This is a genomic window from Nocardia sp. NPDC003269 (assembly GCF_042888005.1).
In the GTDB taxonomy this organism is placed as follows: domain Bacteria; phylum Actinomycetota; class Actinomycetes; order Mycobacteriales; family Mycobacteriaceae; genus Nocardia.
The window spans coordinates 405,578-425,011 of the sequence record NZ_JBIAPA010000002.1 but is presented as its reverse complement, the minus strand read 5'-3'; the positions used below and the strand labels follow the sequence as shown (position 1 = coordinate 425,011).

Annotated in this window: 3 protein-coding genes and 1 tRNA gene; 1 reads left to right on the top strand and 3 read right to left on the bottom strand. The window is 72.2% G+C overall.

Features of this window, described 5'->3' with window-relative positions:
* Positions 1–19: 19 nt before the first annotated feature.
* The gene (locus ACFYWJ_RS12575; protein ID WP_355280779.1) at positions 20–14,707 is read right to left on the bottom strand and encodes an SDR family NAD(P)-dependent oxidoreductase; all 14,688 of its coding nucleotides are present in this window, start codon (positions 14,705–14,707) and stop codon (positions 20–22) included.
* A 677-nt stretch (positions 14,708–15,384) separates the two neighbouring features.
* On the opposite strand from ACFYWJ_RS12575, the gene ACFYWJ_RS12570 reads away from it, so the two are divergent.
* The gene (locus ACFYWJ_RS12570) at positions 15,385–17,058 is read left to right on the top strand and encodes a hypothetical protein (protein ID WP_355280777.1); all 1,674 of its coding nucleotides are present in this window, start codon (positions 15,385–15,387) and stop codon (positions 17,056–17,058) included.
* A 51-nt stretch (positions 17,059–17,109) separates the two neighbouring features.
* On the opposite strand, the gene ACFYWJ_RS12565 is transcribed toward ACFYWJ_RS12570, so the two are convergent.
* The gene (locus ACFYWJ_RS12565; protein WP_355280775.1) at positions 17,110–19,074 is read right to left on the bottom strand and encodes a YhgE/Pip family protein; all 1,965 of its coding nucleotides are present in this window, start codon (positions 19,072–19,074) and stop codon (positions 17,110–17,112) included.
* 255 nt (positions 19,075–19,329) lie between these two features.
* Positions 19,330–19,403, bottom strand: a tRNA-Met gene (locus ACFYWJ_RS12560).
* Between the last annotated feature and the right edge of the window lie 31 nt (positions 19,404–19,434).

The window sequence follows — 19,434 nt, the reverse complement described above, 5'->3', positions numbered from 1 at the left end:
GAACTCCTGCTCGTTCAGCTCAGCTGAGGTTGTCGATGAAGTCGAATAGCTCGCGGTCGTCCGCGTCGTCGAGACCGGCGAGGTCGATCTCGCCGGGGTCTCGGTCCGCGAGCTTGCGCACCAGCGCGGCCAGCTTGTCGGCGATGCCGGACCGGTCCGCGGCGGACAGCTCGGCCGCGTCGAAGCTGCGGGCGAGCGCGTCGACCTCGTCGGCGATCCGCCGCGCGGGGTCGTCGACCGGGGCGATCTCCCGGCGGACGAACCCGGCCAGCGCCTCCGGCGTGGGGTGGTCGAACATGGCGGTCGCGGGCAACTGCAGGCCGACAGCGGATTTCAGCCGGTTGCGGAATTCCATGACGCCGAGCGAATCGAACCCGAGATCACTGAACGGCTTGTCCGGCGCCGTCGCGTCCGCGCTCGCATGGCCGAGAACGGCCGCGGCCTGGGCCCGGATCACGTCGAGGACGAGCCGGTCCTGCTCGGCGACGGTGCGGCCGAGCAGGCGCGCCGCCAGGGACGCGGCGTCGGACGACGACGTCGCCCCGGTGGCTTCGCCCGCTCGCCGCCGGGCAGGCCGGGACAGTGCCCGCATGACCGGCCGGACCTCGGCGGGATCGACCTCACCGAGCGCGGCCGGGTCGACCCGGACCGCGACGAACGCGGGGCGGCCGCCTGCCAAGGCCGCGTCGAACAGCGCCATGCCGTCCTCGGCGCCCAGCGGGAGCAGACCTTCGCGCCGCAGGCGGACGAGGTCGGCCGCACCGAGGCCGCTGGTCATGCCGCTGCCCTGCTGCCACGGCCCCCACGCGATCGAGGTCGCGGGCAGGCCGCGCACCTGCCGGTGCTGGGCCAGCGCGTCGAGGAAGACATTGGCGGCGGCGTAGTTGGCCTGCCCCGGGTTGCCGATCACGCCGGAGACGGAGGAGTAGAGCACGAACGCGGACAGGTCCAGGTGGGCGGTCGCCTCGTGCAGGTTCCACGCCGCGTCCACCTTCGGCCGCAGCACCTGGGCGAACTGATCGGCGGTCATGGTGGCGAGGAGACCGTCGGCCAGGACGCCGGCGGAGTGGACGACGGCGGTCAGCGGATGGTCGGCCGGGATCGCCGCCAGCACCGCGTCCAAGGCGGCGCGGTCGGCCGCGTCACAGGCGACCACGTCCACGTGCGCGCCGAGTTCGGTGAGCTCGGCGACGAGTTCGGCCGCGCCGGGCGCGTCCGGGCCACGGCGGCCCGCGAGGACGAGCCTGCGCGCACCGTACGCGGTGACGAGGTGGCGGGCCGCCACCGCACCGAGTCCGCCGGTGCCGCCGGTGATCAGGACGGTGCCCTCGGACCGCAGCGGTGTCGGCACGGTGAGGACGTTCTTGCCGATTCCCCGGGCCTGGCTGAGGTACCGGAACGCCTCGGGTGCCCGGCGCAGGTCCCACGCGGTGGTCGCGGTCGGCGTCAGCGCGCCGCGATCGAACAGGTCGACGAGCGCGGCCAGGATCTCCTGGAGCCGGTCCGGTCCCGCCTCCATGAGCATGAAGCTCGCGTACCGCACGCCCGGGTGGGCGGCCGCCACTGCGGCGGGGTCGCGACGATCGATCATGCCCATCTCGACGAACCGGCCGCCGCGCGGCAGCAGCCGCAGCGACGCGTCGACGAAATCGCCCGCCAGCGAGTCGAGCACGATATCGGCGCCGCGACCGCCGGTGCCGGCGTGGAACTTCCGTTCGAAGTCCAGGGTGCGCGAATCACCGATCTGCTCGTCGTCGAATCCCAGGTCCCGCAGCACCTGCCACTTGGGCTTGCTGGCGGTGACCAGCAGCCGCAGGTCGAGGTGCCGCGCGAGCTGGATCGCGGCCATGCCGACGCCGCCGGTGGCCGCGTGCAGCAGCAGGGTCTCCCCTGGCTGTGCGGCGGCCAGGTCGACGAGGCCGTAGTAGGCCGTCGCGTAGACGATCGGCACGGCCGCGGCCTGGGTGAACGACCAGCCGCGCGGCATCGGCGCGAGCAGCCGCTGATCGGTCACCGCGACCGAGGCGACGCCGGGGGTGAAGCCGAACACCCGGTCGCCCGGCGCGAAGGCGGTGACGTCGGGCGCGACCTCGACGACGATGCCCGCGCCCTCACCGCCGATGCGGCCGTTCGGGTCCGGGTAGGTGCCCAGTGCCATGAGCACGTCCCGGAAGTTGAGTCCGGCCGCCCGCAGGCTCACCCGCACCTGGCCCGGAGCGAGCGCGGTGCCCGGGCGCTCGACCAGCGCGAAATTGTCGCTGGACAGCGTGCCCTTGTCGAGCGGGGTCAGCGCCCACTCAACGGCGTGCGACGGTGCCACGAGCGCGCCCGCGCTGGGGTTCAGCCGGGGCAGGTAGGCGGTTCCGCGCCGGACGGCCAGCTGGGATTCGCCCGCGATCGCCAGGGCCGAGGCCACGGCGGCCCGATAGTCGGCCCAGGAGTCGATGTCGACCAGCACGATCCGGTCCGGGTGCTCGCTCTGCGCGGTGCGCAGGAGTCCCCAGGCGGCCGCCGCCGACAGATCCACCGGCTCGCCGGGATGGGTGGCGACGGCGTGGCCGGTGACGACGACGACGCGCCCGTCGTCGGCCAGCAGCCGCCGCACGCGGGTGGCCAGTGCCGTCACCGAAGTACGCACCGCGGCGGGCAGATCGGCGTCGGTCGAGGTGTCGTCGAGGCGTACCACCGTGGTGGTACGGCCGTCGATCGTGACGGTGTCACCGTCGGCGCCGGGGCGCCAGTCGTCGACGGTGATGTCGCCGGTGGGCTCGGCGGCGGTGATCCAGTCGAGCTCGTAGCCGAGGCCGACCCGGCGCTGGGCCGCGCCGAGCGCGTCCGTCGACAGGGATCGCAGCGTCAGCACGCCCACGTCCGCCACGGGCGCGCCGGACCGGTCGGCGAGGGTCAGCGCGATTCGCGTACCACCGGAACCGGTGCCGGTCGAGGTGGCCCGCACGCGCAGTGCGGTCGCACCGGCGGCGCGCAGGACGACGTTCTCCCAGGCGAACGGCACGGCCACCGTCCCGACGGACTGGTCGGGCACCAGACCACCGAGCAGGATCGCGTGCAGCGCGGCATCGAGCAGCGCGGGATGCAGGCCGTACGCCGCGGCGTCCGGGCGTACCGGCTCCGGCAGGATGACCTCGGCGAATACCTCGCCCTCGCCGGCCCAGAGGGCGGTGAGTCCCTGGAAGGCCGGGCCGTACCCGTACCCACGCTCGGCCAGGCCCGGGTAGGCGTCCGCGAGCGCGATCGGGGTGGTGTTCGGGGGCGGCCAGGCCACCAGATCGGCTCCGGCGGTGGCGTCCCCGGCGGTCATCGTCGCGACCGCGTGCCGGGTCCACCGGTCGGCGTCGTCGCCGGTCGACCGCGAGTACACCGAGATCGTGCGGGCGCCCGCGTCATCCGGTCCGCCCGCCACCACGCGCAGTTCGGCGGCGGACTCCGCCGAGATCGGCAGTGGCGCCTCGATCACGAGCTCCGCCAGCACCGGACACGCCACCACGGTTCCCACGTGCAGGGCCAGCTCCACCAGCGCGGCGCCGGGCAGCAGCGTCACCCCGGCGACGGCGTGATCGGCCAGCCAGGGGTGCGCGGACGGCGACAGCCTGCCGGTGAACACCACGTCCGCGGAATCCGGCAGGCGCACCATCGCGCTCAGCAGCGGGTGGGCCGCGTCGTCGAGGCCCGACTGCCGGACATCGGCGGCCTCGACCGGCCGCACCCAGTACCGCTGATGCTGGAAAGCGTAGGTAGGCAGGGTCACTCGCCGAGGGGTGTGCCCGGCGAACACCGGCGTCCAGTCCACCGGCAGACCCGCCGTGTGGGCCTGGGCCAGCGCCGTGACGAACCCGGCCGTCTCCGCGACGGAGCGCCGCGACGACGCCAGCACGGTCGACTTCGCCTCGAGCTCAGGGTGTTCGGCGAGGCAGGACCGGGTCATCGCGGTGAGCACCGCGTCGGGACCCACCTCCACGAACCTGCGCACCCCGGCTTCGATCAGCGCGGTCACCCCGGGCGCGAATCGCACGCACCCGCGCACCTGCCTGACCCAGTACTCCGGGTCGAGGACCGCGTCGCCCGCCGGGGCACCGGTCACGTTCGACACGATCGGCAGCAGCGGCGCTCGATACGTCAAACCCGCGGCGACAGTGCGGAACTCGTCGAGCATCGGGTCCATCCGGGCCGAATGGAACGCGTGGCTGACCCGCAACCGATGCGTACGGCCGCCGCGCTCGGCGATCTCTCGCGCGAGCTCGTCGACGGCGTCCTCGTCGCCGGAGAACACCACCGCCTCCGGGCCGTTCACGGCGGCCACCGCGAGGCGATCGCCGTAGCCCGCCACCAGTTCCCGCGCCTCGTCCTCGGACACCGCGACCGCCAGCATCGCGCCGCCCTCGGGCAGCGCGCCCATCAACCGGCCGCGCGCCGCCACCAGCGCACACGCGTCCGCGAGGGACCAGACCCCCGACACGTAGGCCGCCGCCAGCTCACCGATCGAATGACCGGCGACGACATCCGGGACGACACCGCACGATTCGAGCAGGCGGAACATCGCCACCTCGAACGCGAACAGCGCGGGCTGGGTGAACTCGGTCCGGCTCAGCCCCGCTTCGGGGGCGTCGAACAGCACCGTGCGCAGCGATCCGCCGAGGTGGCGATCCAGCTCGGCGCAGACCTCGTCCAGTGCCGCCGCGAACACCGGGAAGTCCCGGTACAGCTCGGCACCCATGCCGGGACGCTGCGCGCCCTGGCCGGTGAACAGGAAGGCGGTCTTCCCCTGTCCCACAATGCCTTCGACCACCGTAGACGAGCCGGTCCCGGCGGCGAGGGCGGCCAGTCCCGCCAGTAGTTCGGCCCGGTCACCGCCCAGCGCGCCGCCGCGCCACTCCAGCAGCGCCCTGGTCTCGAGCAGCGCCGCCGCCACGTCCCGCGGGTCCACCGCCGGATGGTCGATCAGCCACTGCCGCAGCCGATCCGCCTGCGCCCGCAGCGCCTGCTCGGACTTCGCGGACACCAGCAGCGGGACGGTCCCGGCAGGAGCGGTCACCGCGGGCGCGGCGACGGCCGCGACGGGTGGCTCCTCGAGGATCACGTGCGCGTTCGTGCCGCTGATCCCGAACGAGGACACGCCCGCGCGCCGTGGCCGCGCACCGGCGGGCCACTGTTCCGCCTCCGACAGCACCCGCACCGCCCCGGCCGACCAGTCCACATGCGGCGACAGGGCGTCCACGTGCAAGGTCTTCGGCAGGGTGGCGTGCCGCATGGCCTGCACCATCTTGATCACGCCGCCCACGCCGGACGCGGCCTGCGAGTGTCCGATATTCGACTTGAGCGAGCCGATGCGCAGCGGCTCGTCCCGCTCCTGACCGTAGGCCGCGATCAGGGCCTGCGCCTCGATCGGATCGCCCAGGGTGGTGCCGGTGCCGTGCGCCTCGACCACATCCACCTCGGCCGGGGTCAGGCCCGCGTCGGCCAGCGCCGCCGCGATCACCCGCTCCTGCGACGGACCGTTGGGCGCGGTCAGGCCATTGCTGGCACCGTCCTGGTTGACCCCGGTACCCCGCACGACGGCGAGGACGTTATGCCCGAGCCGCTGGGCGTCCGAGAGCCGCTCCACGACCAGCACGGCCGCGCCCTCCGACCACGACACACCGTCGGCGGCCGCCGAGAACGACTTGCACCGGCCGTCCGAGGCCAGCCCGCGATTGCGGGAGAACTCCAGGAACACCATCGGCGTCGCCATCACGGTCGCGCCGCCGACCAGCGCCAGCGAACTCTCCCCCTGGCGCAGGGCCCGGCACGCCACGTGCAGGGCCACCAGCGAGGACGAGCACGCGGTGTCCACCGTCATCGCCGGGCCTTCCAGCCCCAGCGCGTAGGACACCCGGCCCGAGGCCACACTGCCCACGGCGCCGGTTACCACATAGCCCTCGACCTCGGGGGTCTGCCGGGTCAGCGTCTCGTAGTCCTGGTACATCACGCCCGAGTAGACGCCGGTATCGGTGCCGCGCAAGGACATCGGATCGATGCCCGCGTGCTCGAGCGCCTCCCACGACACCTCGAGCAGCAGGCGCTGCTGCGGGTCCATCGCGATCGCCTCGCGCGGCGCGATCCCGAAGAATCCCGCGTCGAAGTCGGCCGCCTGGGTGAGGAAGCCGCCCTTGCCGGAGTAGGTCGTGCCGACGCGGTCGGGGTCGGGATCGATCAGCCGATCCAGCGCCCACCCGCGATCGGACGGGAAATCGCTGATGGCGTCGGTGCCCGCGGACACCAGCTCCCACAGCTCGTCGGCGGAGCCGACACCGCCGGGGTACCGGCAGGCCATTCCGACGATGGCGATCGGCTCGTCCGCCCGCACGCGCCGGACCGGCCGCGCGGACGGCGTGCCCGCCGCCGTCGGCGCGACCCGCGCCTGCACCAGTGTCGCCACGGCCGCCGGGGTCGGATGGTCGAAGACCAGCGTCGACGGCAGGGTCAGGCCGGTGGCCTTGCCCAGTCGATTGCGGAACTCCACCGCGCCGAGCGAATCGAAACCCAACTCCCGGAACGGCTTCCCCGCGTCGACCGACTCGCCCGAGTCGTGGCCGAGGACCGCGGCCACCTGGTCGCGGACCGCCGCCAGCACCACCGCGGCGCGTTGCGCTTCGGGCACGCCCGCCAGTCGTGCCCCCAGCGAACCCGCAGGCTGCGTGGTCGGCACGCTGACCGGCGCCGGGCGACGGAGGTAACCGCGCAGTACCGCGGGGACCGTGTCGACGTCGGCTTCGCGGCGCAGGACGGTCGCGTCGAACCGGATCGGGACGAGTCGCGCGTCCGGACGGGCCAGCGCGGCGTCGAACAGGCGCAGGCCCTCGTCGTCACCGAGCTGCCCCAGGCCCAGCCGATCCCAGCGCGCGACGGCGACGCGATCCAGCGCACCGGTCATCCCGCCCGCCTGGTTCCACGGACCCCAGGCCAGCGCGGTCGCGGGCAGGCCCGCCGCCCGTCGCTGTTCGGCCAGGGCGTCCAGGACACCGTTCGCGGCCGCGTAGTTGCCCTGTCCGGCCGTGCCGAGCACGCCGGACACCGAGGAGAAGACGATGAAGGCAGACAGCTCGCCGGTCAGTTCGTGCAGGTGCCACGCGCCGTCGACCTTGGGCGCCAGCACCCGGTCGACCTGGGCGTCGGTCATCGACTCGACGACACCGTCGTCGAGGACGCCCGCGGTGTGCACGACGGCGGTCAGCGGGCCGTCGGCGGCGATGGTGTCGAGCAGGGACCTGACCTCGTCACGGTCGGCGACATCGCAGGCCACGACGCGGACGTCGGCACCTGCGCGGGCCAGCTCGTCGGCCAGGGCGGCCGCGCCGGGCGCCGCGAGCCCACGGCGGGAGGTGAGCACCAGGCTGCGCACCGCGTGCGCGGTCACCAGGTGGCGGGCGAACAGCGCGCCGAGGCCACCGGTGCCGCCGGTGATCAGCACAGTGCCGTCGCCGAACGACGGGGTGGCCGTGGTCGCCGGTGCGGACGCGCGCGTCAGCCGGGGTACCAGGAGTTCCGGGCCGCGCACCGCGACCTGGGGCTCCGTCGTCCCGATGACGGCCGCGATCCGGTCCGCATCCAGTGGCGCGGCGGGGTCCTCGTCGACGAGGACGAATCGCCCCGGGTTCTCCGACTGCGCGCTGCGCACCAGGCCCCACACGGCGGCGGCGACGAGATCGGGCGCCGCGCCCGGGAGCGCGGCACCGCCGGTCGTGAGCACCGCCAGCCGGGGCAGTCGTTCGTGGGCGAGCCAGGACTTCAGCACCGCCAGGGTGTCCAGGACACCGCTGCGTACGGCCTCGGGGCTCGTGCCGGTAGGCGCCCGCCACACCACCACGTCCGGAACCTGTTCAGCGACAGCCAGATCGGCCACCGAGGTGGCGGCGTCGATCCCCGATACCACGGTGTCGGCGAGCACTGCCATGGACGGGGTCGCGCCGTCGGGGACCACGGTGGGTTCCCAGCGCAGCTCGTACAGCTGCGCGTCGTCGGCCAGGGAGTTCCGGAACGCCGTGACGTCGTAGGGACGCATCACCACCGCGTCGACCGACAGGATCGGGGTGCCGTCCGGCGCGACGGCGGCGACGGACACCGCGTCCGGGCCGGTCGCGACGGCGAGGACGCGCAGCGACGTGATCTCGGGCGCGCTGTCGGCGGTATGGAGGCGGACCCCGCCCCAGCGGAACAGCAGCTTGCCGGTGGCCGGGTCGGCGGCGGCGTCACGCCACACCAGCTGGGCGAGTCCGGCGTGCAGGGCCATGTCCAGCAGCGTGGGGTGCAGGACGTAGCGTCCCGATTCCGCCGCCGGATCGGTCACGAGGGCGATCTCGGCGAAGACCGCGTCCTCGCGCAGCCACGCGGCGCGCACGCCGGTGAACGCCGGGCCGTACTCGAGGCCCGATCCGTTCGACATCCGCATCGGAATATCTTCCGCCACAATGGCTTCCGCGTCCTGCGGAGGCCACGGTTCGTCACGCAGACGCGCCAGCAACGCCGACTCGCCGGACCCCGCCGACAACGCGCCGGTCGCGTTGCGCGCCCAGTCCGCGTCCGGCGCGGTCCGGAAGGAGACCTCGAACGGACGCGACCCCGACGCGTCGGGTGCCCGCACGAGCACCTGCAGTTCGACCTCGTCCGTGCCGGATGGCAGGATCGGCGCCTGCAGGGTGAGTTCTTCCACCACCCCGCAACCGATCCGGGCACCGGCGGCGAGCAGGAACTCGACCAGGGCCGCGCTGGGCACGACCACCACGCCGTAGGAGGTGTGATCGGCGATCCACGGCTGTGCGCGCAGGGACAGCCGACCGGTGACCAGCCACTCGTCGGTCCCCGCCAGGCCGACCACCTCCGTGCGGACCGGATGATCCGAGGGGGCGCCGGGCGCATCGTCGACCGGCCGCAACCAGAACCGGCGATGCTGGAAGGCATAGGTGGGCAGCGGAATCCGGCGCGCGACGCGACCAGCGAACAACGGCGACCAGTCCACGCGCACACCGGCGACATGCGCCTGCGCCAGCCCGGTGACGAACTGCGTCACCTCGTCGGCCGCCCGCCGGGAGGTGGCGACCACCGTCGACTCCGGTTCGATGTCCGGGTGCTCGGCCAGGCTGGTGCGGGTCAGAGCCGACAGCACCGCGTCCGGACCGACCTCGACGAACCGGCGCACGCCACCCAGGGCGAGGGCGTCCACGCCCGGCGCGAACCGCACACAGCCCCGGACCTGACGCACCCAGTACTCCGGGTCGGTGACCTCGGCGCCGGCGATCGCACCGGTCAGGTTCGACACGATCGGCGTGCGCGGCGACGCGTAGGCGATACCCGCTGCCACGGCACGGAATTCGTCCAGCATGGGTTCCATGCGGGCCGAATGGAAGGCATGGCTGACGCGCAACCGGCTGGTCTTGACCTCGGCCGCCGCGAGTCGCCGCTCGATCTCCTCGATCGCGTCCTCGTCGCCGGACAGCACCGTCGACGACGGGCCGTTCACCGCCGCGACCGCGACACGATCGCCGAACTCCGCGGCGATCTCGAGCGCCCGCGCTTCGTCGATCGCCACGGCCAGCATCGCCCCGCCCGTGGGCAGGGCGCCCATCAACCGCCCGCGGGCCGCCACCAGCGCGCAGGCGTCCGGCAGCGTCCACACTCCCGCCACGTAGGCGGCGGCGAGCTCACCGATCGAGTGGCCGATCACCACGTCCGGTGTCACACCGAAGGATTCGAGCAGCCGGTACAGCGCCACCTCGAACGCGAACAGGGCGGGCTGGGTGATCTCGGTCCGATCCAGCACCGCGCGGTCGCCATGGAACATCACGTCGCGGAGCGCGGGGTCGAAATGCGCCAACACCGTGTCGATCTCGGTCGCGAAGACCGGGAACGTCTCGTACAGACCGGCGCCCATGCCGATCCGCTGCGCGCCCTGCCCGGTGAACAGGAACGCCGTTCGTCCCGCACCGGCGACGCCCTCGGTCACGCCGGCGCCGGTTCCCGATCCGGCGAGGTCGGCCAGCCGGGCGAGGATCTCGTCGCGATCGCGTCCGAGCACCACGCCACGCGAATCATGCTGTGCGCGTGTCGAGATTAGCGCTTGGGCAACGTCGGAGAGGTCGACCTCGGGATGTTCCGACAGCCACGCGTGCAGTCGCTCGGCCTGCGCGCGCAGGCCCGGTTCACCCTTGCCCGACACCAGCAACGGAGTCATCGTCGTCGGCCGCGCGGGCGCGTCGTCGATGCCTTGGACGGCAGGCGCTTCCTCGAGAACGACGTGCGCGTTGGTGCCGCTGATTCCGAAGGAGGACACTCCCGCCCGCCGGACCCGCTCCCCGGCGGTCCACGGTTCCGGTTCGGTCAGCAGACGCACGGCGCCCGCCGACCAATCCACATGCGGTGACGGCGAATCGAGATGCAGGGTGCGCGGCAACCGCTCGTGCCGCATCGCCTGCACCATCTTGATCACCCCGGCCACACCGGCGGCGGCCACGGTATGACCGATGTTCGACTTCAGCGCACCGATCCGCAGCGGCTCCCGGTCACCCTGGCCGTAGGCGGCGATCAGCGCCTGCGCCTCGATCGGATCACCGAGGGCCGTACCAGTTCCGTGCGCTTCGACGACATCCACGTCGGCCGCGGTGATGCCCGCGTTGGCCAGCGCCTGCGCGATCACCCGCTCCTGCGAAGGGCCGTTCGGCGCGGTCAGCCCGTTGCTCGCGCCGTCCTGGTTCACGGCGCTACCGCGCACGACCGCCAGCACGCGGTGACCGAGGCGCTGTGCGTCCGAAAGACGTTCCAGTACAAGCACACCCGAGCCCTCAGACCACGCCACGCCGTCGGCGGCGGCCGAGAAGGGCTTGCACCGGCCGTCCGGTGCCAGGCCGCGCTGACGGGCGAAGTCGACGTGCAGGGTCGGGCTGGCCGCGACGGTGACGCCGCCCGCGAGCACCAGCGAGCTGTCTCCCTGGCGCAGCGCCTGGCACGCCAGATGCAGCGCCACCAGCGAGGACGAGCAGGCCGTATCCACCGTGACCGCTGGCCCTTCCAGACCGAACACGTAGGCGATCCGGCCCGAGATGACGCTGTGCGAGGTGCCGGTGAGCCGGAATCCCTCCAGGTCGCCGGTCACCCGCCGGGCGTAGCCCGACTCGCAGGCACCAACGAAGACCCCGGCGTCACCGCCGCGCAACGAGGTCGGGTCGATGCCCGCGTCCTCCAGCGCTTCCCACGCGGTCTCGAGCAGCACCCGCTGCTGGGGGTCCATCGCCAGCGCTTCGCGCGGACTGATGCCGAAGAAGCCGGGGTCGAAATCGCCCGCGCCGTCGAGGAATCCGCCGTGCCGGGTGTAGACCGTGCCCGGGGTGCCAGGGTCCGGGTCGTACAGCCCAGCGAGATCCCAGCCGCGATCGGTGGGGAACTCGCCGATCGCGTCCCGCCCCGCGATCATCAGGTCCCACAGGTCCTCGGCGGACGCCACGCCACCGGGGAACCGCGCGCCGATGCCGACGATCGCGATCGGCTCGTCGGTGGTCGCCCGCCGCGTCACCCGGCGCTGCTCCCGTCCGCCGCCGGACACCCGCGCCCGCAGCAGTGCCGCCACCGCCGTCGCGGTCGGATAGTCGAAGACGAGGGTGTCGGGCAGCGTCACCCCGGTGACCTTGGTCAGCCGATTCCGCAGCTCCACACCGCTGATCGAGTCGAACCCGCCATCGGTGAACGGCTGGTCGGGATGGACCGCCGCCGCCGAGTCATGACCGAGGACTGCGGCCGCATGCTCCCGCACGAGGTCGAGAACTATGGCGTCGCGCTGGAATTCGGGCGCTTCCGCGAGCAAACGAGCCAGGTCGCTGTCGGCCCAGAGACCGATCTGCCCTGAGTCACCGTGCTCCTCGGCGTCGCGATCATCTGCGCCGACCTGTGTGGCATCGTGCCCTGCGTCGGCCTCGATGGCATCGCGACTGTCGCTGCCGTGCCGCGATGCGCCGCGCTCCGCACCGCTGAGCGTCGCGACTTCGTGTGCTGCGGCGCCGGAATCGGCGACGGTGGCCTCGGCCAGGACTGTCGGCGTGCCGGTCCAGAAGTCGCGGCGCTGGAATGCGTACGGCGGCAGGTCGACCCGCGCACCGCCGGTGACGAGCGCGTCCGGGCGGACCGGCAAACCGGCGCAGTAGGCCTGGGCGAGCGAGGCGACGAACCAGTCCGGGCCGTCCTCGCCGAGGCGTCGCGATCCGATGACCGCGACACCGTCCGAGGCGGCCGCGGCGAGGTCCGGGGTGAGCACCGGGTGCGGGCTCATCTCGACGAATCCGGTGATGCCGTCGTCGATCAGCGCGGTCACCACGTCGGCGAACCGCGCGGGCTCCGGCTGCGGGCGGTGCCAGTAGTCGGCGTCGAGTCGCGCGGTGTCGACGCGGTCGGCGGCGGCCGTCGAGAAGAACGGGACCGACCCCGATCGCGGTCGGATCGCCGCCAGATCATGCTCGGAGTCGAAACGCTCTCCGCCACGGCCTGATCCACCAGCAGCCTCGGCCGCATTCCGCGACCGGACGACCACCACCCGCGCCGCGTCGGCCAGCGACAGTCCACCGGCGATGTACGCGGCGGCGATCTCACCCAGCCCGTCACCGATCACCAGGTCCGGTGCGACACCGGCGGCCTGCCACCGCCGGGCCATCGACACCATGACCGCGAACAGCACCGGTGGCGCCACATCCTGTCGATCCGCCGACGGCGCGTCCTCGTCACCACGCAGCACCGCGTCCAGCGACCAGTCCACGTACGGCGCCAGCGCCTGCGCGCACTCCGCGATCGACTCGGCGAACGCAGCGTCCGACGCCAACAGCCCCAGCGCCAGACCGGCCCACCGGCTCCCCCGCCCGGGGAAGACGAACGCGACCCGACGCGGCGCCGCCCGCCCGACCGCCGACCCGGGCGCGGCCACGGCCGCCAACGCGGTCAGCAGCTCCACCCGATCGCGTCCGGCGGCATAGCCGCGCCATTCCATGGGTACTCGCGTGGTCAGCAGCGACTGCGCGACATCGACGACACCCGACTCCGGACGCCCGACCATCCACTCCCGCAACCGCGCCGCCTGCGCGCGCACCCCGGACTCACTGCGTGCCGAGAGCACCAGCGGCACCACACCGCCACCGTCATGCACCGTGCGGGGAGCAGAGGCAGAACCCGCGGAAGACGCAGGCCGCCCGTCGCCTCTACCGGTCAGAGCGCGGCCGGCAATGGGTCCGCCATGCGCGGCACCCGCGGCCCCGGCAGACTCGCCGCGATCGGCAGCCGTTGCCCCGGCCTGCCCATCATGAACGGCAGGCGGGGCACCAGCCGATCGACCATCGACAGCCGGCGGCGATACCGCCATGCCACCCCGAACGACAGGGGCAGCGTCGGCCGATCCACCATCGGCGGCAGGCACCCCACCCGGAGCGGTGCCGACAGGCGCCTGCTCCAGGATGACGTGGGCGTTCGAACCACCCATGCCGAACGAAGACACCCCGGCCCGGCGCACCGTCTCCGCCGACCACTCCTCGACGCCGGTGACGACACGTAAACCCAAGTCGTCGAGCGGAATCCGAGGGTTCGGAGCCTGGAAGTTCAAGCTGGGCACCAGATCACCGCGACGCAGGCAGAGCGCGGTCTTGATCAGGCCCGCGATCCCCGCGGCGCCCTCCAGGTGCCCGATGTTCGTCTTGACCGAGCCGACGGCCAGCGGCGCGTCCGGCGCCCGATCGACGCCGTAGCTGTCGCCCAGCGCCGCCGCCTCCACCGGATCACCCGCGGGCGTTCCGGTGCCGTGCAACTCGACGTACTGCACCGACGACGCCTCGACCCCCGCCGCACGCAACGCGGCGGTGATCGCCGCCGCCTGCGCCGCCCGGCTCGGCGCACTGAGCACCCGGCGTTCGTTGCCGGTGGTGACCGCGCTGCCCCGGATCACGGCATGGATCCGGTCCCCGTCGGCTATCGCACGGTCCAGTGGTTTCAGCACCACCATGCCACCGCCCTCGCCGCGCACGAAGCCGTCGGCCCTGGCGTCGAAGGTGTAGCAGGCGCCCAGCGCCGATTGCGCGCCGAACTGCTCGATCCGCGCGCCGCTGGACGGTGACAGGATCAGGTTCAGGCCGCCGGCCAGCGCCACCTCGCTCTCGCCGCTGCGCAGGCTCTCGCACGCCAGGTGCACCGCGACGAGCGAGGACGCCTGGGCGCTGTCGACGACGAGACTCGGTCCGCCGAAACCGAAGTGGTTGGAGATCCGGTTGGCGATGATGCCGCGCCCGGCACCCCACAGCGAGTGCCTGCTGACGCCGGGACCACCGCGCGAGGCCATCAGCTCGGCGAAATCGCTACCGGTGCTGCCGAGGAAGACGCCGTACCGCCGCGACTCGTCCCCCGTGGCCGCCAGCCCGGCGTCCTCGAGCGCTTCCCAGCTCAGCTCCAGCGCCAGCAGCTGCTGCGGATCGACCGCGCGCGCTTCGATGGGCGAGACCCCGAAGAACTCCGCGTCGAAATCACCTACGGTGTCGAGGAATCCGGCCCGCTCGGTGATCCCCTCGCGCCCGGCGGGCGCGGTCCCGATCGCGGCGCGCCCGGCACTGAGCAGCTGCCAGAAACCCTCGAGATCGACGGCACCCGGCAATCTGCAGGACATACCGACAATCGCGACATCGAACGTCGAACCGGTCACCTCTGAACATCCTTCCGCGAAGCACGTTATTTCCCCCCGTAGCCCCCTACCGAGTGAATGTCGGGGTTACCAGAGTGCGGAGCGGGTCATGTCACCATCGATTCGTAGTGCTAACTAATTAGTTCGACGACTCTGACGATTCGTGCGTCGACAGAACGAATCTCGATGCGGTCGAGCAGAGGGGTGCGGAACAGCGTCCGCGGATAGCCGTAGCCGCGCAGTCGGTGCGGGCCGGGCGCGGTGGGAGTCAGCCGTTCGGCCGGAAAGCTGACGCGCTACGTCGCCATTCCGGCGGCCAGAGGCGCGGGTCTGAGGGCTTCTCGTCCGGGCGAACCGGCGCGGCGATCCCTCTCGAAAGGTTCGAACGGCAGAACAGGACTCATTGAACTGCACAGTATTTGGGGTATCTCGAGCTTGTCAACCGTCCGGTTTCTTCCCATTCATCGTGCTGATTACTCACAAAGCTTCCCACGTTCCTGGCCGCTTCGCAGTGTTCGGTGGCTGGGATGTTGCCCGGTGCTGGTACCGTTCGACCGTTCCGCGCCGGTCGCGCGTCACTCCCGCATCGACCTCGCCGATCGCGCTCGTGCTCCGCCGGGGCCCCACCGCCCCCTCGCTGTCGCATTGCCCTGGGTATTCCGGGCTTCGGGCCCGATGGATGGAAGGTGTGATCACTGATGCGTCGAGGCTGGTCCGGACTGGTCGCGGCAGCACTGACCGCGGCGACCGTCGCCACGAGCAGTCCCGCCGTGGCCGACGAGTGGTGGCCGTTCGGCGTCCTGCCCGAGGGGCTCAGCTGCGCGGCACTCACCCTGCCCGGCCGGGCGGGGGCCTGGCCGCTGCCGATGCACTTCCCCAACGTCGGGATCGGTTTGCTGACGATGCCGTTCGCGCCCGCCGGTGTCGTCGATCGGCTCCCCGCCCGCATCGAGTTGCGGACGCCGCAGACCGGTTTCAACGAGGCCTGGCAGTTCGCGCTGCTCGACGGCAACCTGTACCTGAAAGCCGCGGTGGGCGAATCCGGCTGGCGGACAGCGCCACTGCCGAACTGCCTGCGCGGGCAGATCTCGGCGATCTCGGTGGATCGCAGCAGGTTGGTCGCGCTGGTGCCGGGCGGGCGGGTGTTCACGCTGGAGTCGGCCGACCAGACGCCCGAACTGTGGTGGTGGACGGCACGATTCGGGTCCCCGATCTGGCTGGACCCGACCGGGACCAGGGTCCGGCCCGCGTCCAGGGCGTGGAGCCTGTCCTGGCTCGACCCGGAGTATGTGCAGCTGATCCCGTTCCGGCAGCAGGGCTTCTGGACCGATCCGACGGGCAAGCAGCAGCCGGTCGGCGGCGCCGGGGTGACGACGGTGTTCGTCCTCTCGCCGGAGGGCAACCGGATCGTCATCCTCGATCCCTGGCTGCCCGGCAGCGATCCGCTGAAGATCAGCGATCCCGAGTTCGCCGACGACTACAGCTACGAGCTGCCCGGTCCGCTCGACGGGCGTTTCCAGTCGATCAATCTCAGCGCCTCGGGCTCGACGACCTTCCTGATCAACGAGTACGGCGACATGTACACCCGGCTCTGGGACTTCGACATCTCCGGCGCCGACACCCTGTTCTTCTCCTATACCTATGGCGACAAGCCCGATCTGGCCGAGGCGCCGACCAACTTCGACGCCTGGGTCGGCCAGTTCGAGTTCCTGCGCCCGTTCTTCCCGCAGTACACCGGCATCCATCTGCCACCACCGGCGTGGGTGCGTCAGCCCAAGATCCCGGGCGAGATCACCTCGACGATCAGCATCCACACCACCGGCGGCCGGTCCGAGCAGCGGGAGCTGCGCGTGGAGGGGCGCCTCGACGGCCGGACCGGCTTCTGGCACAAGCCCGTCGAGGCCGGCGACTGGTCCTTCACCGTCAACGACCGTCCGCTGACCGCCGAGGTGCTCGACAACCGTCCCGGCGACACGTCAGCCCTGACGATGGTCGGCGCGACCGGCGTCGACTACGACTACCGCGATCCGGCGGGCTGGACGATGAGCCTGCGCGACTACGACTACGCCGACGATGTGATGCCGGTCCGCGTCTGCACGGCCGACAACGCCTGCACCGACCTGAGCCTGTTCCTCGCGAGCACCCCGCGCTTCGGCTGGCAGCCCGAGGGCCTGACCGCGACGCCCCGCACCTATCACGGCCTGCTGCAGTCCCCCGAGTCCGACTGGAACGCCATGCCCGCGGGGGTGCGCGCCGTCGTCGAGCGCATCACCGGCGACGATCGCGCCGCGAATGTCGTCGCCACCTCGAACACCGGTGAGTTCACGCTGAGCACCACCGAGGGCTTCCAGGTCGTGCTCCGGCGCTCGTGAGCAACGCGCGAGGCCGGAGGAAGCATCCCATCGCCCGATCGGGCGCGGATTTCACGCCGGGGCCGGCTCCGGCGCGGAGGGTGCGGAAGTGGTGGCGAGGTGGCGGGCGACCAGCATCGCGGCGAAGGCCGTCACGAGCATGGCGATCAGGACGGCGATCGAGGTCCAGAACATGGTGTCGTAGAGGGCGATGTCGGCGCGGATGACGGCACGGCGGGCGAAGGTCATCGGGGCGATGTCGGTGAAGGGGCGGAACGCGGGCGGGGTCGTGCCCGCGGGGAACACGCCGCCGAAGGCGAAGATCTGGAACATGTAGAAGGCGAAGGCGGCGATCGAGCCGGTGACACGGCCGAACACCACGATGAACAGTTGCGTGGTGACCGCGGCCACCGCGCCGACCAGGACGATCACGGCCGCCATGACCGGCCACCGCTCGGGCGACCAGCCCGCCGAACTGCCGTAGCCGGCGGCCAGCGCGGTCAGCACGATGACGCCCACCGCGCCGACCGCGGAGCCGCGCAGCAGCGGTACGGCGGTGCGCCGCCACAGGGTGGCGCCGGTCGCGACGCCACGCCGCGGGCGCACCAACATCCAGAGCACGATGGCGGCCAGGAACGCCCCCATGACCACCAGGACGGGACCCGCGCCGCCGGCGATCTCCTTGTGGCTGCGGTCACCGCCGCGCACCAGCTGGCTCGGCTCCTGGTTGTGGACATCCATGGTGACGGGCCCGGCGATCACGTCCGCGGAGGCGGTGGGGTCGGCGATGTGCGGGGCGGCGGTGGCGCCGTCGCGGAGCCCGCTGTCGAGCTGTGCCGCACCGTCGTCCAGCTGGGTGGCGCCGTCGCGGAGTTCACGGCCACCGGCGGCGAGCTGACCGAGGCCGGTGGAGAGTTCGGCGGCGCCGGCACCGAGTTCGCCCGCGCCGTCGCGGAGTTGCCCGGAGCCATCGGCGAGGGCCAGGACACCGGCGCGGTATTCGGCCGTGGGGTCGGTGAGCTGGCGAGCCAGTTCCGCGGTGCCGTCGCGCAATTGGGCGAGCTGGCCGACCAGCGAATCGGGGTCGGTGGGGCCGACCTGCCCGAGCAGGTCCTTCAGCTGGACAGCGGCGTCGGCCAGGGCCGGGTCGGCGTTCCTGCTCAGCTCGTCGAGCAGCGGGTTCAGCTGGGTCGCGAGTTGTCCGGCGGGCGCGAGAGCGTCGAGCAGGGGCGTGATGATCTGGTCGACGCCGTCGCGGATCTGGGTCGCGCCGGTGCCGAGCTGATCGGTGCCGCTCACCAATTCGTCGGCACCGCCGGCGAGTTGCACGGTGCCCGCGTGGAGTTCGCGGGCGCCCGCCACCAGCTGGGACGCGCCGAGAGCGGCCTCGTCGAGACCGGCCGAGAGTTGGCCGGAGCCGTCGGCGAGCTGGGCGGTGCCCTGCGCCAGCTGCGTCGCGCCCTGCGACGCCTCGCCGATGCCGGCGCCCAGGCTGTTGACGCCGACCAGCACCTGCGAGGCGTAGCCACGGCCGATGGTGGCGGCGATCTGGTGCCGGGCGTCGGCGATCACGCTGTTGGCGACAGCGGGACCGAGGGTTCCGTTGAAATCGTTGTACCAGACCGCGATTCGCGCGCGCTGCGGCACGGGGTCGGTCACGCTCAGTACATTGCGGGTGAAGTCCGCGGGGATGACGACGGAGAAGGCGTAGCGGCTCTCGCGCAAACCCTGCACAGCTTCGGCGCTGCTGACCCGATGGAACTTCAGCTCTCCGCCGGACACCAGGGTATCGAGGATCTCGGTACCCATGTTCTGGGCCTTGCCGTCGGAGACGCCGCCGATGTCGTCGCTGGCGACGGCCACCGGGATCTGCTTCAGATACAGCTCCGGGTCCCACATGATCCACATGTAGACCGCCGAGATCAGCGACGGCACCACCAGGAACAGCACGACGAGCACGCGCAGCGGTCCCGCTGCCCGGCGCGAGCGGAGCAGCTCGCCGGCGCGAGTGCGAAGGGATGTCGATCTGTCTGCCATGGCGGAACCCCGATACTGCCCAGTGAACGTTGGCGCCCAAGCTAGTTGGTCACCCGTCCAGCATGGGGGGAATCGGCGAAATTGTCCTGCCGAGTCAGCGAATCGCCGCATCGCCCCCGCCCAGCGCCGCCGCGCGAGAGCACCCCGGCCGTACCGAGACCGCACGCCCTGACGGCCGGGATCGACCGATGCGCGACCAGCCCCCGCAGGCAACGCAAAAGGCCCGGAACCTGGTGGTTCCGGGCCTTTTCTTTGTAGCGGGGACAGGATTTGAACCTGCGACCTCTGGGTTATGAGCCCAGCGAGCTACCGAGCTGCTCCACCCCGCGTCGGTGAATACAACATTACACACGGGTTAGC